Here is an 18,842-nt window from a genome sequence, read left to right as displayed (position 1 = left end):
AACAAAGCACGTGGTTGGACAAATCACATTTGTCCGAACGTTTCGCTTGCTTGACAGTCGAAAAGCTATCGTAATAGTAAAGCAACAATCTTTTAGAAAAGAGTCTTTTATAAAAGATTTTTTCGGATTTAATATTTATTAGGAAAATTTTTCATCGTTCATTCAACATCAAAACAGCCAATATTAAAGGATCAGTCAGCGGAATAAAAAAAGGAAGTGACCTTTGTTGACAAAACCTTTCATTCCCAAACTCGTTTATTATGAACCTCAGGCATTAGATTATCCTCTTGATGAACAATATTGAAGAAATTCAAAAAAATGGGAATACATGATTAAGAAAGATTTACACAAATTTAAAATTATATTTAAAAATGTTACAATGATTCCGATATAAATAATAGGAAAAAATTTATTTTCCTATTGTATTTTTTTATGATAATAGGAGAAGAGATGGGGAGTAAAAACAGTAAACTTTCCCTTTTTTTGTTATTTTAAAAAATTATTTTATTCATGAAACAGTTAAATCAGGAGTTGAACAAAATGGTTCGAAAGCTTCAAGTAAAAATAACCATTTTTTTTGCGGTTTTATTAACGATTTCTTTAGCATCTGTCTTTTTCGTTTCGTCTTATATTATTCAGGAAAGCATTATGGAGGAAACTCAAGAATTAGGAAATTCAATTGTTGAACAAATGAACCAAAATGTTGCAATGCAGCTCAATCATTATGAAAAAAGTATGAAACTATTTAGTCAGGATGATGATTTGCTCTCCTTTTTAAATGAACCATCTGAGGAAAAATTAAATAACGTTTTACATTCTTATCAATCTTTTTTACAAATGAATCCGCTAGTAAAAGCCATACTTATTGGGACGGAAAAAAAAGAAATTTACACTGAACCGCTTTTAGATTTACCAGATGATTTTGATCCGACATCTCGCCCATGGTATCAAGAGGCTCTTGAAAACCGAGATAAAGTCGTTTGGACGGAGCCATATGAAGATGCTTCAACGGGCGAGCTTCTCATCACTGGAGCGAAAGTGATTGAACAAAATGGTAAAATATTGGGCGTCATTGGCTACGACGTTTCATTAGAAGCTGTTGATGCAATTGTCAATAATATTGATTTAGTTCATCATGGCTATGCGTATTTAATGACGGAAAATGGGATTGCTGTTAGCCATCCAACATTAAAGGGGAAAAATTTATACGAATTGAACTACATGAATCGTGTAAAAGAATTGGAGACTGGTGTTATAAGATACGAAGATGAAAAAGAAGAAAAAATGATGATTTTTGATACAATACTGGGTCTTGGTTGGAAGCTTGGGGTTGTTTATCCTTATTCTGACTTATTAAAAACAGCTGAAAATGTAAAAACGACCCATTTACTTATTACAATAGGAGCAGTCATTCTCACAATTATCAGCAGTTTCTTTGTTACACGAACCATTACAAAACCAATTTTATCGTTAACAGAAGAAGCTTCTAAAGTTGCACAAGGAGACTTAACAGTTACGGTTCAAATAAACTCAAAAGACGAAATTGGAAGTCTTGCTGAAAGCTTTAATCAAATGGTTGCGAATATGCGGAACATCGTTGAAAGCATGAAGAAATCGGTTAACCGTATGAACGATTCTTCTGAACATTTAAGTGCAGTATCCGTACAAACGATGGCAGCAAGTGAACAAATTTCCGCAGCCATTGATGATATTGCGAAAGGGTCAAATGAACAAGCTAAAAATGTTGATTCAATGAATGAGCAAATGAAAAGCTTATCAAACAGTATTGAATGCGTTAATAAGTCCATCCAAAATGTCGAACAGCTTTCCAAAGAATCGGAAGATGCTAGCTATAATGGATTGGAAACATTGAATCAACTGCAATTAAAGTCAAAAGAAGCAAATCAAGAAATTCAAACGGTTGAACATGTGTTAAATGGTCTAGCGGATAAAATTAACCATATTACAGATGTCATTACGACGATCTCGAATATTTCCGATCAAACGAATTTGCTTGCATTAAATGCAAGTATTGAAGCTGCTAGAGTAGGTGAGAGCGGGAAAGGATTTGCTGTTGTCGCTCAAGAAGTTCGAAAATTAGCCGAACAATCAGCAGAGGCAACTGAAAAAATCAGCAAAACGATTCAAGGCATTCAAGCTGAAGCAGAAAATGCTGTACAAGCAATGAAACGCTCGAAGGAAATGAATGATAAACAACAACATGCGGTTCATTTAACGGGTGATGCATTCCAAAAAATTGCGACGAAAATGAACGAGTTAATTTATTCGATTCGTACAGTAACTGAAAATATGAATGAAATTAATAATAAAAAAATACAAGTGATTGAATCTCTGCAAAATATCTCTGCCATTTCTGAGCAATCAACTGCAAGTATAGAAGAAGTAAGTGCGTCAACGAATGAACAGTTGAATGTGTTTGAGACCGTTTCTCAATCAGCGGAAGAATTGCATGAATTTAGTAAAAAACTGCAAAAAATAGTCAAGTATTTTTCTGTTTAACAATTTAGCACTTGAGCTTTTTTCAAAAGTTCAAGTGCATTTTTTTTATTTTGGTGCAAATCATGGTAAACTAAAAGAAAAAACAAGATGGGGGAAATGGAATGGACTTAGGAATTAAAGGATTAAGTGCACTAGTTGTGGCTTCAAGTCAAGGGCTTGGTAAAGCCATAGCCGAAAAATTAGTGGAAGAAGGCGCAAATGTGATGCTTGTAAGCCGAAACGAAGAGAAGCTTCAAGCGGTCCAAAAAGAATTATCGTCACTGAATAAAGGAAAAGTATATTATACAAAAGCTGATATCTCGTCAAAGGAAGATATTGAGAAAGTGATTAACCAAACAATCGATAAGCTTGGAACCATTGATCTTCTTGTTAATAACGCAGGAGGTCCTAAAGCCGGAACTTTTGAGCAAATGACTGATGAGGATTGGCAACATGCTTTTGAGTTAAACCTATTAAGTTATATTCGCTTTATTCGGCAAGCACTTCCTTATTTAAAGAAAAATGGTGGACGAATTGTGAATATTGCTTCATCTTCTGTGAAAGAGCCGATTCAAGGGCTTATTTTGTCCAATACGTTTCGCCTAGGAATTGTTGGTTTAACGAAAACATTAGCATTAGAGTTTGCCCCGTATCAAATACTCATTAATACAGTTGCACCTGGCCGAATTGCAACCGACCGCGTTGCACAGCTAGATCAAATCAATGCAGAAAAGCAAGGTGTGACCGTTGAACAAATTCAAGAAAAAATGAAAGCAGCCATTCCACTTGGCCGCTATGGCAATCCTGATGAATTTGCTAACTATGCAGTCTTCTTACTTTCTAAATTAAATACATATGTAACAGGGCAAACATTGTTAGTAGATGGCGGGATGGTTAAATCCATATAAAAGGATAAAATGACGAGGCTTTCTCAACCAAAAGGGTCTGACCCCACTAAAGTCAGACCCTTTTCTCGTAAAATGAACCATTATTTACCGATGAACATTTGTGTCCAATATTTTCCGTTTTCACTATATCCGACACCAATGTGAGTAAAGTTTGGATTTAAAATATTTTTACGATGCCCATCACTATTCATCCATGCTTGTACGACTTCTTCAGGTGTTCTTTGCCCTTTGGCAATATTTTCTCCTGCTGTTTTGTACGTAATTCCAAATTTGTTCATCATTTCAAAAGGTGAACCATAAGTTGGACTTGTATGAGAAAAATAGTTGTTGCGCTGCATATCTAATGATTTTTCACGAGCGACTTTACTTAAATTTTCATCGATTTGTAAAGGCTTTAATCCTTGTTTTTGGCGCTCGATATTTGTTAATTCTACCACTTTTCTTTCATACTCATGAATGGAATAAGAAGTTTTAGATTGATTATTTTGCTTCGGTTGAACCGTATTTGTTTCTTTTATTGGCGTAGAATTTGCCTTTTGATCTGATCCTTTATGAATATTAGTAGGAACCTCTGTTTTGGTTGTAGTAGAATTAGAAGGAATGGTTAACTTTTGAAACTCTTTTGAGTTTATTTGAATATTTGGAAAATATTCTTTGATCTTCTGTTCTATATTCTCTGAATCTATATTGATAGGTTGATATTGACCGTTTATTGTTTTAATATATATTTTTGTTTGAAGCTCATGGGCTTCTGTTTTCTGACCGCCAAATGAGAAAGTAAACAATGCTGCTGCTGCTATTGTTGAATAAAGAAGTTTTTTCATTGCTTTTAACCTCCTAAAATGAATGGTGTTGTTTTGACACCCTTATCTTAACATACGAATTTTGTAATAATTGTACCAATCTATTCCATTGACAAATGAGAAATTCTATTTATTGTAAATTTCTAGTTTCAAAACCTAGTGATAATGCGGTGAATTCAATCTTCAAGTATGTCTGTTTTTCGTAGAAAATGTTCTAAAAATAGGTAAAGAGACTAAAAATTGATCAAAACTTAGTCTTGACACAACAATATTTTTTGGAAGTACTGTAATATAAATTACGATATTGTTACAATAATTAAAGATTGAAATGGATGATGAGTTTAAGGAAAGGGCGAACGGATTTGAGTGCAGAAAGCAAAACAAGAACACCTGAAAAAAAACGGTATAAAAAAGCGAGAATGGTGAGAATCAATGTATTCTTTTTTATAATATTCCTTCTATTTGTTTCGTTAATTATTCGTCTCGGTGTGGTGCAAATCGTTAAAGGAGAAGAATATTCAAAAGAAGTGAACCGGACAGAGGTAGATATCGCCAAATATCCGGCTCCACGAGGAAAAATGTATGACCGTTACAATCGCATTGTCGTCGACAACGAAAATGTACCAGCTATTACGTATACCGTGGAAAGAACGACGAAAGCAGAAGAAAAACTAGAAACAGCCAAAAAGCTTGCCAAACTCATTGACATTGATACACAATTTCTCAAAGAAAGAGATTTACGTGATTACTGGATTGCGAAAAATCCTGAACAAGCTAAAAAACTTCTGACAGATGAGGAGAAAAAATTAAAACCGAAAGAAACGTATCGATTACAAGTAAAACGAGTTCCAAAAGAAGAAATCGAAAAAATTCAAAATAATCCTGAAGAGTTGGAGCTAGCCGCTTTTTATACGAAATTTTCCTCAGGGTATGCATATGAACCGCAAATCGTAACGACAAATTTAACAAGTGAAGAAGTTTCGCTAGTAGCGGAACATTTAGAATACCTACCTGGTGTTGATGTTATAACAGATTGGAATCGCGTTTATCCATATGAAGATACATTCCGGTCTATTTTAGGAAGAATTACAGATGCAAAAGAAGGAATTCCTCAGGATCGTGAATCTTATTTTACCGCACGAGGGTATGCCAGAAATGAACGTGTAGGTGTTAGTTACTTAGAACAACAATATGAGGATTATTTGAATCCGCGTAAGGCACAGTTAAAATATATTTCGAATAAAGATGGAGAAACGATTGCGCAACAGTTAATTGATAATGGACGCAGAGGCTATGATTTAAAACTTTCTATTGATATCGAGTTGCAAAAAAAGGTGGAACAAATTATTGAATCGCGTTTAAAGGAAGCGAAGGGACATCCTGATAACTATTTACTTGACCGTGCATTTGTCGTCATGATGGATCCTTTTAATGGAGATATTTTAGCAATGGCTGGTAAAATGTATCAAAATGGAGAAATGCTAAATTTTGATTATGGTGCATTTGCTACACAATATGAAATGGGTTCAACGGTTAAAGGGGCAACAGTTTTAGCAGGCTACCAATTTGGGATTAAGCACGGAACCGTATTTTATGATGCTCCGATAAAAATTAAACATACAAAGGAAAAATCCTCCTATAAAAACTTTGGACCTATTAACGATATCAATGCTTTAAAAGTAAGTTCAAACGTTTATATGTTCCATATTGCGATGAAAATCGCCGGCATCAATTATGTTTATAATGGCGGTTTTCCAGCAACAATTGAAGATTTCATTAAAATGCGAAACTATTATGCCCAATTTGGATTAGGCGTTCCTACTGGAATTGATTTGCCCTTTGAATCGACAGGACAACAGTCAGATCCCGATACGCCAGGTAAATTATTAGATTTAGCGATCGGTCAGTTTGATACGTATACACCACTGCAAATGGCTCAATACGTATCAACGATTGCAAACGGCGGTTATCGTGTACAGCCGCGCCTTGTCAGATCTATTCATGAACCGGTTGGAGATGATGAGATTGGTCCGATCGCACAAGAAAGGCCAACAAACATTCTAAATCGAATCAATAATACTGACGAAGATATTAATCGAGTACAATACGGGTTTAAACTTGTTACAGGACCTGGTGGGACTGCATCAGGGATGTTTAATCATGATGTTGCAGGAAAAACTGGTACTGCTGAAACGTTTTATTATGGACCAAAGCGTCAATATTGGGGAAAATATGTTTACAATTTAACATTTGTCGGTTATTATCCTTCTGATCGTCCAGAAGTAGCGTTCAGTGTCGTTGTGCCATGGGCGCGAACTAGCCGAGGTGAAATTGTGAATAAAAAAATTGCTAATGACATTGTCAATGCCTATGTTGAATTACAAAAACAATATCAATCAGGAGAAGTGGAGTCAAAAGAGCCATCAAATGACGGCGAATAAATAATGGCTGCCTTAACAATGATGTTAGGGCAGCCATTTTTCAATCATAATTGGATGCAAATTTACGGAATATTCTAATAATTAGTTGAAAAAAGACTCATTTTTTAATAAGATAAAGATGGTAACATACCAACTGGTATATAAGGAGGAGAATTATTGAACTTTTCATATTCTGAAAAAATAAAAAATTGAAAAAAGAATTAATCGAGTTTATGGAAGAATATGTGTATCCAAATGAAAAAACATATGAAAATCAATTAAATGAACCATCATCTAGATGGATAGTGTAACTGCTAAACTATAATGGACAGTTTCCGACAAATAAGTTCCACCGATTATTAAAGAGTTAAAGGAAAAGCAAAAGGATTATGGAATTTATTTTTACCAGATCGTGAATATGGCGCTGGACTAACAAACCTCGAATATTCTCCACTTTGTGAAATCATGGGAAGGTCACTTATTGCCCCAGAAATTTTTCATTGCAGTGCTCCTGACAGAGGAAATATGGAAGTATTAGTCCGTTATGGATCAGAAAAACAAAAGCAAAAATGGTTAATCCCATTATTAGAAGGGAAAATTCGTTCCTGTTTTTTGAAGACTGAGCCAAATGTTGCTTCATCAGATGCTACTTACATTCAAGCTAGAATGATCCGCGATGGAGATGAATATGTAATTAACGGAAGAAAATGGTGGTCATCAGGTGCGGGTGACCCTCGCTGTCAATTTGCCATTGTTATGGGGAAAACTGATCCGTCAGCTCCTCGTCATGAACAACAGTCTATGATTATCGTCCCCTTAGATACACCAGGAGTTAAAGTGGAACGGATGCTTCCTGTTTTTGGCTATAATCATGCCCCTCATGGACATGCGGAAATTACGTTCAACAATGTACGTGTCCCAGCAGGCAATATCATTTGGGCTGAAGGAAAGGGATTTGCGATTGCTCAAGGAAGATTAGGACCTGATTGGATTAGCAGAGCGAGCACTTGAAGAAACGTGTAAGCGCGTTCATAACCGGTTCACATTCGGGAAATCTTTAGCTGAGCAAGGGATTATTCAAGAATGGATCGCCAATTCGCGAATTGAAGTTCATCGTGCCCAAATTGCAAAGCTTGAACTGCGTAAATATCAAGATAAACCGCAAGTAGAAAATGTTCAATAGAAAGGATAATGAAAATGAATGTAAAAGATTTATTTGATTTAACAGGAAAAACCGCGATTGTGACAGGTGGAGGGAGAGGATTAGGAGAACAAATGTCTATTGGCCTTGCTGAAGCTGGGGCGAATGTTGTTGTTTGCTCCCGCCGTGTGGAAAATTGCCTAGCAGTATCGGAAAAAATTCGAGAGCTTGGGGTTCAATCCCTAGCGTTAAAATGTGATGTAACGAATCCAGATGATGTAAAGCATGTAGTCCATGAAACGCTTGATACGTTCGGGAAAATTGATATTCTTATTAACAATAGTGGTGCAACATGGGGAGCGCCTGTATTAGAAATGCCGATCGAAGCGTGGAATAAAGTCTTGAATGTAAATGTAACAGGTGTTTTTCTCATGACGCAAGAAGTCGGAAAGCATATGGTTAAAAGAAAACAAGGGAAAATTATTAATATTTCATCTGTTGCAGGATTAAAAGGATCTGATCCAGCATACATGGACACGATTGGCTACAATACTAGTAAAGGTGCCGTGATTAGTTTCACAAGAGATTTAGCCGTGAAATGGGGGCCATATAACATTCATGTCAATGCGATTGCTCCAGGATTTTTTCCAACGAAAATGTCAAACGTTCTGATTGAAAGAGGGAAAAATCATTTTTTAAATAAGACGCCGTTAAAACGGTTTGGTAGCGAACGTGATTTAAAAGGGGTTGCTGTCTTTTTAGCTTCTAAAGCTTCCGACTTTATGACAGGGGAAGTTCTCATAGTTGATGGCGGGACTCATGCCATGTAGTTTTCAAAAATATAAATGATAGAATAGAAGAATTTAGAGAAGGAGTAAGATGACTCAAACCATTCCGATGCGGAAAGGGGAAGAATTAGATGTTGTAAAACTTGAGTATTTTTTACGCAACCACATTGATCATTTACTAAATGATCCACTAATGGCGGAACAATTTGCAACTGGTGCATCGAATTTAACCAATTCTTTAAAAATAGGAGAATGGGAGGACGAACGGCACCGTGGCCATTAAGAAGTGTGTTAAAGCGGAAACGGTACTTGCGGCATCTTTATTTAACAATTAGGCAGTTGCCGAAACGATCGTCAAATATTTTCCTGAACAAACAATCATTCTCGTTTGTGCGGGTTCTTCCAATCGTTTTGCTTTAGAGGATGCTTATGGTGCAGGTCATTTGATTACTTGCTTGCAAGCGATCCATTCATTTGAGTTAACGGATGCAGCCATTGCTGCGAAAGCCGTTTATCAATTTTATGAACAACAAAGCTTGGAAGTTTTAAAGAGTTCAGCTGTTGGAAAAATGATGATACAGTACGGCTATGAAAATGAATTACAGACGAAAAATTACTCCGTATAGAGGATGTTTTGACAAAGAAAAGGAGCCTTGCAAAGTAGCAGTTAGTTTTTTCATTTTGACTGTTACTTTTTCATTTGAAAAATAAGGGTCTTTTCTAAAAGATTGTTGCTATACTATACTATAGCTTTTCGACTTTCAGGAAAGCGCATCGCTTTCTATGTCACGCTATAGCGTGAGTCAAAAAGCAGCAAAGTTTTCGAAAACAGCCAAAAATAATTAGCTAAATCATCCATAAGGTGCAAATGAGCAGGAATTTTAAATGGAAAGAGCGAACGGAAATAAGTATGTAATGTTCATGAAAATTAAATGATGAATATTTTCCATGATGAAAACATAATGAAAGTGAGGGATGAATCAGATTTGAACGGGATGTCTACTTTTAGTAGTAACTTGTTGGAAGGGAGGGAATCGTTAACATATTTTCACATCAATAGGATTATATCACTTTTACATATGTGAATTGACGGAAAATTTTATCATCCAATGGACCTAAACTAACAGAATGTTTTTGTTAGATTTTAAAAATTCTACTAAAATAATATTTGGATATTTGGGGAGTGTTATTCCTTTGCTTTAAAAGAAGGGGAGGGATTTAACTTGATGAACCAAAATATTATTATAGAAATGATTAATGACACGGTTGAACTATATTCTGTACTTTCTTCGGAAGGTTGCATCCGTTATATATCTTCCAATTGTGTAGAATATTTAGGATATAGACAAGAGGAATTAATTGGAAATAAATTGCAAGATTTTATACATACTGATGATTTATTTTTATTGGAAAGTTATTTTTACAATGATCATTTAATTTATCCATGTACGTTTCGTTTTCGACATAAAAATGGCTCATATACATGGCTCGAAGTGAAAATTGATTTTATTCATAACAGTTTAAAAGAAAATGAAAGAGAAGTCGTAGTAAAATTTCATTCTCATCAATCGGAAGCTTCATTGCTAAATACGGAAACATGGAATACAACATCCAGCCCTTTGTCAATTGAGAGTTGTAAAGATCTTAATGATGCAGCGCAATTGGTTGAACATATGCCTTGTCCTCTATTGATCTTAGTTGAGGGATTTATTCAATATGCTAATGTCGCATGTTTGAATTTATTAGGGGCAAAAAGTCTCGAAGATGTTCATGAAAAAAATATTTTTCAATTTGTTCATCCCCAACATCACGTTATGTTTAAAAAGAGAATTCATCAATTACATAACGGTTTGACTGTCGGATTTAGTGAACAAGCGTGGAAAAGATTGGATGGAGAAATAATTGATGTAGAAATTCGTACATCTTTCGTTACATATAAAGGGAGAAATGCTGAGCTTGTCATTTTAAATGATCTTTCTTCGCAAAAGAAGTTCCATACTTATTTACAAAAAAGCCGTGAAAGATATCAACGACTCATCCAAAACTCAATAGATACGATTGCAGTCATCCATAAGGATAAATGGGTTTTTATGAATGAATCCGGAATAAAGCTATTTGGAGCATCTGATTATACAGATGTAATCGGAAAAAATATTTATTCTTTTTTAAACCATGAATACCATCAAAAAGTGAAAGAGAAATTGAATCAAGTTATGAACGGACAAACAGAAGTGGTCGTCACAAGACAAAACTGGATTTCTAGTACAAAACAAATAGTTTTTACGGAGATGGTGTGCATTCCAACAACATATTTTGACGATCCAGCTGTACAAATTATTTTACGTGATTTAACTGAAAGAAAAAAAACAGAAGAGATGATGCTGCAATCAGAAAAGCTCTCATTAGTAGGGCAGTTAGCAGCTGGTATTGCTCACGAAATTCGAAATCCATTAACGGCCATAAAAGGGTTTTTACAATTAATGAAGTCTGAAAAAAATGAAAACAGTCAATATTTAGAGATTGTTTTTTCTGAATTGAATCGAATGGAAATTATTTTAAGTGAACTATTAATGTTAGCAAAACCACAACAATCTATGTTTAAGAAAGAAAATATTCATAATGCCTTAACAGAAGTCATTTTACTATTAGAAACAGAAGCACATTTAAATAATGTCTTGATTGAAAAACATTTATACAGTGAATGTGAGCATGTGTATTGTGATCAAAATCAATTAAAACAAGTATTTATTAATTTAATTAAAAATGCGATTGAAGCGATGCCAAAAGGTGGAGTCATCTCCATTACAACGAAAACAGAATCAGATGGTGTAACGATCATCATAGAAGATAATGGCGAAGGAATTCCAGAAGAGATTTTGAAAAAAATAGGTCAACCGTTTGTCACAACGAAAGAAAAAGGAACAGGTTTAGGTCTCATGATTACTTATAAAATTATCGAAAACCACCAAGGTACGATTGAGGTAAAAAGTGAAAAAGAAAAAGGAACGATTTTTACGATCAAACTTCCATTCGAAATGAATGAGGAAAAGGAAGAAAAAAAATCAAGTTAAACGGTGAGGTTTCCCTCACCGTTATGAAGGAATGCGTGATTAAATGTTTTTAACTAGTGGTTTCAAATGAGCTTTCGTTTTTTGCTAATATACGTTTCCAATCGATTTAAAGCTTCCTCCAATTGTTCAAATGAATAAGCATATGATAGACGAATAAACCCTTCCCCATAAGGAGAGAAGGCGCTTCCTGGTACTACTGCAACGCGAGCCTCTCTCGCTAATTCTAGGGCAAAATCAAATGACGATTGCTGGAATTGGTGAATAGACGGAAATAAATAAAAAGCCCCATCTGGTTTGATAACTTGTATTCCTAAATGATGCAATCGGTCATAAACGTAATGTAATCTTTTTTTATACTCAACGGCCATCTTTTCAGCATCATTTTCCCCAGCTGTTAACGCTTCATAAGCTGCTTTTTGTGAAATGGATGATGCGCAGGAAACATTATACTGATGCACTTTTAAAATATGTTTGGCTAACGTTTTTGGAGCGAAAAGAAATCCGATTCGCCAACCTGTCATGCTGTGGGATTTAGAAAGTCCATTAATGACAATGGTTTGTTCTCTTAAAAATTGACCGATCGATGTATGCTTTTGCGAATACGTCAATTCACTATAAATTTCATCAGATAATATAAAAATGTTTTTTCCTCGAATCAAATTGGCAATTTCCTTCAACTCATCCTCAGTAAGAGAAACTCCAGTTGGATTTGAAGGATAAGGTAAAATAATACAGCGTGTTTTATTTGTTAAGTGTCGTTCGATTAAAGAAGCTGTCAATTTAAACCCATTATTCGTCGTATCAATGTGAACGGGTTGTCCTCCACAGAGTCGAATTATCGGTTCATAGCCTGGATAAACTGGACCAGGTAGAAGGACCTCAACTCCTGGCTCTAAAATCGTTCTCAACGTAATATCAATTGCTTGACTAGCCCCAATTGTGACAATTACTTCATCATGTGGATCATACTCTAATTGATATTTTTTATGTACAAATTGACAAGCTGCTTCCCTTAATTCAAAAAATCCAGCATTATGAGTATATGTTGTAAAATCTTCATCAATCCCTTTTTTCGCAGACTCTTTCACATGGTCTGGAGTCGGGAAATCTGGCTGTCCAATTGTCAGCGAAATGATGTCATCAAATTGCTGGACTAAATGAAAGAATTGTCGAATTCCTGAAATCGTAATGTTGCGTACGTTTTGATTGATTAAATGCTCCACCTGTGATCACCTTATCTCTCATTTTTTCTAATGCTTTTATTTTATCACTGTTATTTCCTCAATGACGATCATTTTCGTTTGAAAGGAGAAAAATTAGGGAAAAAGAAAAATAAATAATAAAGTGTAGAAAGTGTGGTCATGATGATACGCACATGTGCAATTTTTCAGGATGGCTCTGTAAAATATGATATTTCGCTGCAAGAATTAAAAAATCCAAACATGGCTTGGTACTGGGTTGATTTTCATAAACCTACTGAAGAAGAAACGAAAGTTTTGCACCGTTTTTTCCATTTTCATCCATTATCCATTGAGGATTGTATGGAAAATGTGCATAGACCAAAATTAGATTTTTATGATACATATATGTTTGTTGTTCTACATGCTATTCATCAACAAACACTTGAACCAGAAGAATTGGATATATTTATTAATAAACATTTTATTGTTACCTATCATAAACAAGCGATTCGCGATTTAAATATTATTTGGCATCGCGTTATAAAAGACCCGACCTTTCAAGAAGGTCCGATTCAAAGGTGAAAGAGGTAGCTTTTTAAGGATGTTACTTAGATGAGCGAAGAACTGTGGAATGATTATTTGGGAGACACAGCAAAAACGGCGGTAGAGATGGCGTATCAAGCGATTCTTCCATCGATAAAAATAGAAAAAATAGACAAATAAATGAAGGGTAACATTGATCAAGTCTTTGAAGAGGGCGAAGTAACAAAGTATAGCGTTTGTCAACAGTCTGAGAGGCTGTCAAACTGACAGCCTCAGACGATTATGAATGAAAAATAAAGTTGATGAGAAATAAAAATGCGATTATATATAACGGTAACGCAATTTCTTTCCCACGCTTCATGAACAATTTTAAGATCGGGTATGCGATAAACCCAAAGGCCATCCCATCAACAATACTATAGGTTAGTGGGATGAGAGCGATGATCAAAAAGGCTGGGAAGCTTTCTGAAAAATCTTTTAAATTGATATGCTGTATACTTTGCATCATTAAAGCGCCAATGACGATCAAAATTGGAGAAATCGCACTATCTGGAATAAGTTTTATATATGGTAATAAAGGCAATGAAACAATAAACAACATGGCGGTTGTCATTGCCGTTAATCCCGTTCTTCCACCTGAAGAGATAGCAGCAGCTGTTTCCGCCGTTGCAACTGTCGGGCTAGATCCTAATAGGCCGCAAGTAAGAGCGGAAATTGCATTAGCTTGAAGTGACTTTTGATAACTTTCATTTTGGTTAATCAACTCAGTATGACCTTGAATAAGTCCGATATTTTCAAAAACAATCACCATCGTTAACGAAAAGGTGGCGGTCCAAAAGATGATATGTGTGATGCGTTCAAATGATAAAGCCATCAACACATGTGCATATTCTGACCATGATAAGCTCGTTTGTGACTCTTTCCATTCAATAAGTCCAAAAAAGCTTGCAATGATCACCCCAAATATGATGCTCAATAGAAAGTTTCCTGGCACCTTTTTTGCAAATAAAAGGGCGGTCATAAGCAACGTAAGCATTGTTGCCATCACGTGTGCTTCTGTTAAATGACCTAATGAAACAAAAGTGACTTCATTCGCTACAACAATTCCACCCTTTTGCAGCCCAATAAACGTTAAGAAAATACCGATCCCAGCAGTTATAGCGTGCTTAAGAGAATTAGGTATGGCATTTGAAATGATCTTAGCTAATCTCGTAAATGAAATGACAATAAAGAGGATACCTGAAACAAATACAACAGCTAAGCCTTCCTGCCAAGTAAGTCCCATTGATTCGCAAATCGTATACGAAAATAAAGCATTTACACCCATTCCAGGTACAACGATTATAGGCGTATTGGCCATGAATGCCATAAGTAAGCAACCGATAACAGCACTAAACACCGTTGCTAAAATACCTGCTTCAATCGGTATTCCTGCATCAGCTAAAATGGATGCATTGACAGCTACAATGTAGACGACCGTAAAAAATGCTACAGTCCCAGCAAGTAATTCTTTCTGAATAGTCGTCTGTCTTTCTTCAAGTTGAAACCACTTTTTCACGATTCGTCCTTCCTTGTTGAATTACCCTCCACCCAACCCGTGAATTCAAAAAATGAATCACAAAAAGCATTATAACAAGTCTGACATCTACTTGCAAAAAAATAATTGGATCCATGATAAAGTTTTTTAACTATTAAAAAGAGTCGACAAAAATCCGATATAATAAAAGAAGAATGGTGAGGGAAGGAAGAGGAAAATGGTTCGAAACGATATTTTACTTGAGAGCGGTACAAACGAATTAGAAATTGTGGAATTTATTGTTGGGAATAACAAGTTTGGAATAAATGTTATGAAAGTAAAGGAGATCATTCAACCATTACCCGTAACAAAAGTGCCTCATGCTCATCCTTTTGTTGAAGGCATAATTGAACTGCGAGGTGAAGTTTTGCCTGTCGTCAATGTCGCTCGCGCTCTTGGTTATGATGAAATGGAAAGAACAGAAAAAGATAAGCTCATTGTTACAGAGTTTAATAAACTGAAAGTCGTTTTTCGCGTTCATGCTGTTACGCAAATTCACCGTGTGTCATGGTCGCAAATTGAAAAGCCTTCTGACATGTATCAAGGAATGGAAACACAAATTACCGGTGTTGTGAAAATGCATGATGAAATGATTTTACTTCTTGACTTTGAACGAATTGTCATTGACATTCATCCAGAATCAGCCATTCAAAAGGAAAAACTAAAACATGATGTGAAAGATGCACGTTCTGATAAAAAACTCATTGCGGCCGAAGATTCCCCATTATTAAGACGTTTACTTCGAGAAACTTTAACAGAAGCTGGGTTTAAACAAATCGAATTCTTTGAGAATGGCCAAGAGGTGATTGATTATTTGAATGGACTTAAAGACCAAGGAAAGGAAGCAGCAGAAGAAGTTGATTTAATTATTACAGATATTGAAATGCCACAGATGGACGGACTCCATTTAACAAAACGAATAAAAGAAACTCCAGAATGGGAAAGTATACCAGTTATCGTTTTCTCATCCTTAATTACAGATGATTTAAAGCATAAAGGACAACAGGTAGGGGTAGATGCCCAAGTTAGTAAACCGGAAATTCACATTCTCGTTGAAAAAATAGATGAATTATTATTTGATACAGAATAAAAAATGGACTTGAAGCATTTACAAAATGCTTCAAGTCCATTTTTTATTGACAAAGCTTAAATATATAGAATCTTTTTCAAACTGTTTATATAGGAATGATTTGACAATATCAATATCTTAAAATCCGTTCAAAGTGTGCTTATCGAGCTACGGAACTATTTTTAATTGAACAGCTGCGAAAGTTTGGACTAGAACACTTCTACATGACTTATCCACCACTTATCGACGAGAAAGTATTTCGTTTGAATGATTTGAATGAAAAAAAGCTGCTTCTTGACTAAAAATAACGTTCACCTAGACGTTTAAAAACCGGTTTTTGATATGTACGTTTATTTCGATGCTTCCTTTTTTTCATGTGATTCGGTTCATGATACCCAACATATTGCTGTAAAATTGCTTTTGCTTTTGATAAAGACATTTTCACTTTCGGATTTCGATACGTTTCATTTAAGGAACCTAAATGTGGAAGGTTTTGGAAGTCTTCTTTTGTAGGGGGCATATGAAAAAAGTATTGTCCCGCATATACGAGAACGTCAGACTGCTGCTGACTATATTTAGGGTTGTTCGAATAATGAAGTCCTATTTTCTTCGCTTTGCCTTCAGACAATAGTTTTTCCAGCGCTTTCTTTTTTAATGAATAAAGAAATTTCGGATTAGGTGCCGTTTTAGCGTGGCGATTGACAATATAAATGGCTCGGGCAATTTTATCAACTGCTGCGTCATTTGAATGACATTGGTTGCTATCGTCCATATTTATTCTCCTTTTAATAATATCTTTAATAGTTTCTTAAGTAAATTATACTTTCATAAATAGAAAATGCAACCAAATTACACATCCTTTTTATTTGTCGTATGTTAAGTTAGTATAAGTTCGCAGCAAAAAATAAATCGTTTGTTAAAAAAGATCCAGTTTATGAAGAGCTTGTACCGTTTCATAAAATAAGTTTTAGGTTAATTCGCTTTATATACTTCTTTGTTCTTTTGCGTAGAAAAAGTGTACACCTCTGCCTCTTTTTTCGGTAGTAGTACCGCATAAAAAATAAAAACAGCTAAAATAACCGCAGCTATCCCATAATAAATCAGATCCACATTTGAAACGACCTTCGGAAATAATACAGTAATGCAACCAAGAGTTAATGATTGAGAAAACATCATAATTGGATCAATCCAGCCGCTTACACGTCCCATAAAATTCGGCTGAACAATTTTTGGCATCCAATCACCGATGACAACATTAACAGGGCCGATACACATTCCGATAAAAAAAGATAAAATGAAAAAGGTCCAAGCATTACTTGTTAACCCTAATAAAAGCACTAAAATACTTGTCATTAAAATTGGAAAAATAAATAGAACATATGAATTCATTTTGTTGGCCAACCAGGTTGAAATGACACTTCCGAATAAAAGTCCGACACCTAAACTAATTGCAAAATAGGATGCATAAGCTTCATAATGAGCGGGAGCTAATTCATATTTCATTGTAAAGATTGGTAAAACAGCGAAGCTGCCTTGAATAAAGCCGAACACGAAAAATCCAAAAATAATCAATGAAAGCAGCCGGTTGCGAATGATATATTGAATCCCTACTTTAAAATCAGTGAGTGTTGATTTCATGTTTAAATCTTTCCACTTTGGACGGCCATTTGGTAGTCGTGCTGCTTGGGGAATGTTACATGCACGAATGAGTAATGCTGATATGATAAAACTGACCGCATCAATGAATATCGCACCATGGATGCCAATCCAGTTATACGTTAGAGCACCTAATCCTACTCCAAAGACCATAAACATACTAAATAGCATTTGGTTAAGCCCAGCTGCTGTGGCAAATTGATCTTTTCGCAAAATCCCTTGTACTAAACTCGTTTCAGCGGGGAAAAAGAACTTTGTCACAGCGCTTCGCAAAAATAAAATAAGAAACATAAGCGGTAAAGAATTTGTGAACAAGGCGAAAAAAAAGAAAATGGTTAATATGGCACGAATCCAATCACAATTTTCAGCAACTTTTTTTCGATCGAGTCGATCTGCTACAACTCCAACAAGAAAAAAGACAAAAATCGTTGGCAATGAATACATCAGTTCGGCCAATGTTGCATAATAAGGCTGCTCACTAAAATGATCGAGCAAATAAAAAGCAAAGGCCATATTTCCAATGGTTGTCCCCATTTGTGAAGAAAGTGCAGCAAAAAAAAGCTTAACAAAATTGCGGTTTTGAAAGATGTCCATTATAAAATGCCCCTTAAACGTATGAATTTTCGTGAAAATACTTTAAACCTCTTACAATATATCATAGATTCGATCGATTGTGTTAAGGATGAATGAAAACTTCTGTTCCATTAGGAACCATAGAGGAAAGCTCTAAAACATCTTGATTAAACATGCGAATACAGCCCTTTGAAACGGCTTTTCCGATCGAAGACGGATTATTCGTTCCATGTATTCCATAATGAAGTTTGGATAAGCTTAGCCACATCGCTCCAAAAGGTCCACCTGGATTTGGGGCACGATTGACAATAACGTATTGGCCAACTGGGGTTTGGGACAAAATCGCTCCAACTGCAATTGGATATGTTTTGATGAGTATGTTATGTTTATATAAACGCAATTTTCTCTCTTGTATGGATACGTCAACTTTGTATGGGATGGATTGAGGATTTGGCAGGCCTGGAATATAGACTGGCTGTCCAGGTTTAATCTGATCAGGACGAATAGTTGGATTCGCTTGCAATAATGACTGTAAACTTAGGCGATAATTCATCGCTATTTCTGCAAATGTTTCTCCACTTTTAACAAGATGTATCATTAGCCATTTCTCCTTT

Annotated in this window: 14 protein-coding genes and 3 pseudogenes; 11 read left to right on the top strand and 6 right to left on the bottom strand. The window is 35.3% G+C overall.

Going from position 1 to position 18,842, the window contains the following annotated elements:
- Positions 1–226: 226 nt before the first annotated feature.
- The 3 genes and pseudogenes from J2S06_RS06490 to J2S06_RS06475 all read left to right on the top strand — a co-directional run.
- Positions 227–327 (top strand): annotated as a pseudogene (locus J2S06_RS06490) (spore photoproduct lyase); the annotation flags it as partial.
- Between the two features lie 213 nt (positions 328–540).
- Positions 541–2,520 (top strand): methyl-accepting chemotaxis protein, encoded by a 1,980-nt coding sequence (locus tag J2S06_RS16090; protein WP_459077045.1) that lies wholly within the window; start codon positions 541–543, stop codon positions 2,518–2,520.
- A 101-nt stretch (positions 2,521–2,621) separates the two neighbouring features.
- The gene (locus J2S06_RS06475; RefSeq protein ID WP_044895635.1) at positions 2,622–3,407 is read left to right on the top strand and encodes an SDR family oxidoreductase; all 786 of its coding nucleotides are present in this window, start codon (positions 2,622–2,624) and stop codon (positions 3,405–3,407) included.
- A gap of 80 nt (positions 3,408–3,487) precedes the next feature.
- Here the strand turns inward: J2S06_RS06475 and J2S06_RS06470 are convergent, their stop codons facing one another.
- Positions 3,488–4,231: a CAP domain-containing protein gene (locus J2S06_RS06470; RefSeq protein WP_419151727.1), complete on the bottom strand. Its 744-nt coding sequence runs from the start codon at positions 4,229–4,231 to the stop codon at positions 3,488–3,490.
- A 314-nt stretch (positions 4,232–4,545) separates the two neighbouring features.
- On the opposite strand from J2S06_RS06470, the gene J2S06_RS06465 reads away from it, so the two are divergent.
- The 6 genes and pseudogenes from J2S06_RS06465 (at position 4,546) to J2S06_RS06440 (ending at position 11,630) form a co-directional block, all read left to right on the top strand.
- Positions 4,546–6,651, top strand: a complete 2,106-nt coding sequence (locus tag J2S06_RS06465) for a peptidoglycan D,D-transpeptidase FtsI family protein (protein WP_419151791.1) — start codon at positions 4,546–4,548, stop codon at positions 6,649–6,651.
- 156 nt (positions 6,652–6,807) lie between these two features.
- Positions 6,808–7,786, top strand: a pseudogene (locus tag J2S06_RS06460) (acyl-CoA dehydrogenase family protein); the annotation flags it as partial.
- A 41-nt stretch (positions 7,787–7,827) separates the two neighbouring features.
- Positions 7,828–8,601: an SDR family oxidoreductase gene (locus J2S06_RS06455; protein WP_419151726.1), complete on the top strand. Its 774-nt coding sequence runs from the start codon at positions 7,828–7,830 to the stop codon at positions 8,599–8,601.
- Between the two features lie 49 nt (positions 8,602–8,650).
- A complete protein-coding gene (locus tag J2S06_RS06450) occupies positions 8,651–8,842 on the top strand; it encodes a hypothetical protein (protein WP_419151725.1) in 192 nt (63 codons plus the stop codon).
- 64 nt (positions 8,843–8,906) lie between these two features.
- Positions 8,907–9,185, top strand: a pseudogene (locus J2S06_RS06445) (2-phosphosulfolactate phosphatase); the annotation flags it as partial.
- A gap of 600 nt (positions 9,186–9,785) precedes the next feature.
- Positions 9,786–11,630: a PAS domain S-box protein gene (locus J2S06_RS06440; RefSeq protein ID WP_419151790.1), complete on the top strand. Its 1,845-nt coding sequence runs from the start codon at positions 9,786–9,788 to the stop codon at positions 11,628–11,630.
- 62 nt (positions 11,631–11,692) lie between these two features.
- Here J2S06_RS06440 and J2S06_RS06435 read toward each other — a convergent pair whose 3' ends face one another.
- Positions 11,693–12,853 (bottom strand): aminotransferase A, encoded by a 1,161-nt coding sequence (locus tag J2S06_RS06435; protein ID WP_044895638.1) that lies wholly within the window; start codon positions 12,851–12,853, stop codon positions 11,693–11,695.
- A gap of 138 nt (positions 12,854–12,991) precedes the next feature.
- Here J2S06_RS06435 and J2S06_RS06430 point away from each other — a divergent pair, with 138 nt between their 5' ends.
- Positions 12,992–13,393, top strand: a complete 402-nt coding sequence (locus tag J2S06_RS06430) for a CorA family divalent cation transporter (protein ID WP_419151724.1) — start codon at positions 12,992–12,994, stop codon at positions 13,391–13,393.
- 241 nt (positions 13,394–13,634) lie between these two features.
- On the opposite strand, the gene J2S06_RS06425 is transcribed toward J2S06_RS06430, so the two are convergent.
- Positions 13,635–14,912 carry an NCS2 family permease gene (locus J2S06_RS06425; protein WP_419151723.1) on the bottom strand — a complete coding sequence of 426 codons (1,278 nt, stop codon included), beginning with the start codon at positions 14,910–14,912 and terminating at the stop codon, positions 13,635–13,637.
- Between the two features lie 196 nt (positions 14,913–15,108).
- Here J2S06_RS06425 and J2S06_RS06420 point away from each other — a divergent pair, with 196 nt between their 5' ends.
- Positions 15,109–16,020, top strand: a complete 912-nt coding sequence (locus tag J2S06_RS06420) for a chemotaxis protein (RefSeq protein ID WP_419151722.1) — start codon at positions 15,109–15,111, stop codon at positions 16,018–16,020.
- 277 nt (positions 16,021–16,297) lie between these two features.
- On the opposite strand, the gene J2S06_RS06415 is transcribed toward J2S06_RS06420, so the two are convergent.
- The 3 genes from J2S06_RS06415 to J2S06_RS06405 form a co-directional block, all read right to left on the bottom strand.
- Complete coding sequence (locus tag J2S06_RS06415; RefSeq protein WP_419151721.1) at positions 16,298–16,771, bottom strand: YkyB family protein; 474 nt, start codon at positions 16,769–16,771, stop codon at positions 16,298–16,300.
- 200 nt (positions 16,772–16,971) lie between these two features.
- Complete coding sequence (locus J2S06_RS06410) at positions 16,972–18,249, bottom strand: MFS transporter (protein ID WP_419151720.1); 1,278 nt, start codon at positions 18,247–18,249, stop codon at positions 16,972–16,974.
- An 82-nt stretch (positions 18,250–18,331) separates the two neighbouring features.
- Entirely contained in the window at positions 18,332–18,826 is a 495-nt protein-coding gene (locus J2S06_RS06405; protein ID WP_419151719.1) for a L,D-transpeptidase family protein, read from the bottom strand.
- Between the last annotated feature and the right edge of the window lie 16 nt (positions 18,827–18,842).

The organism is Bacillus alveayuensis, assembly GCA_030812955.1.
In the GTDB taxonomy this organism is placed as follows: domain Bacteria; phylum Bacillota; class Bacilli; order Bacillales; family Aeribacillaceae; genus Bacillus_CB; species Bacillus_CB alveayuensis.
This window is presented reverse-complemented; position numbering and strand designations above follow the sequence as displayed.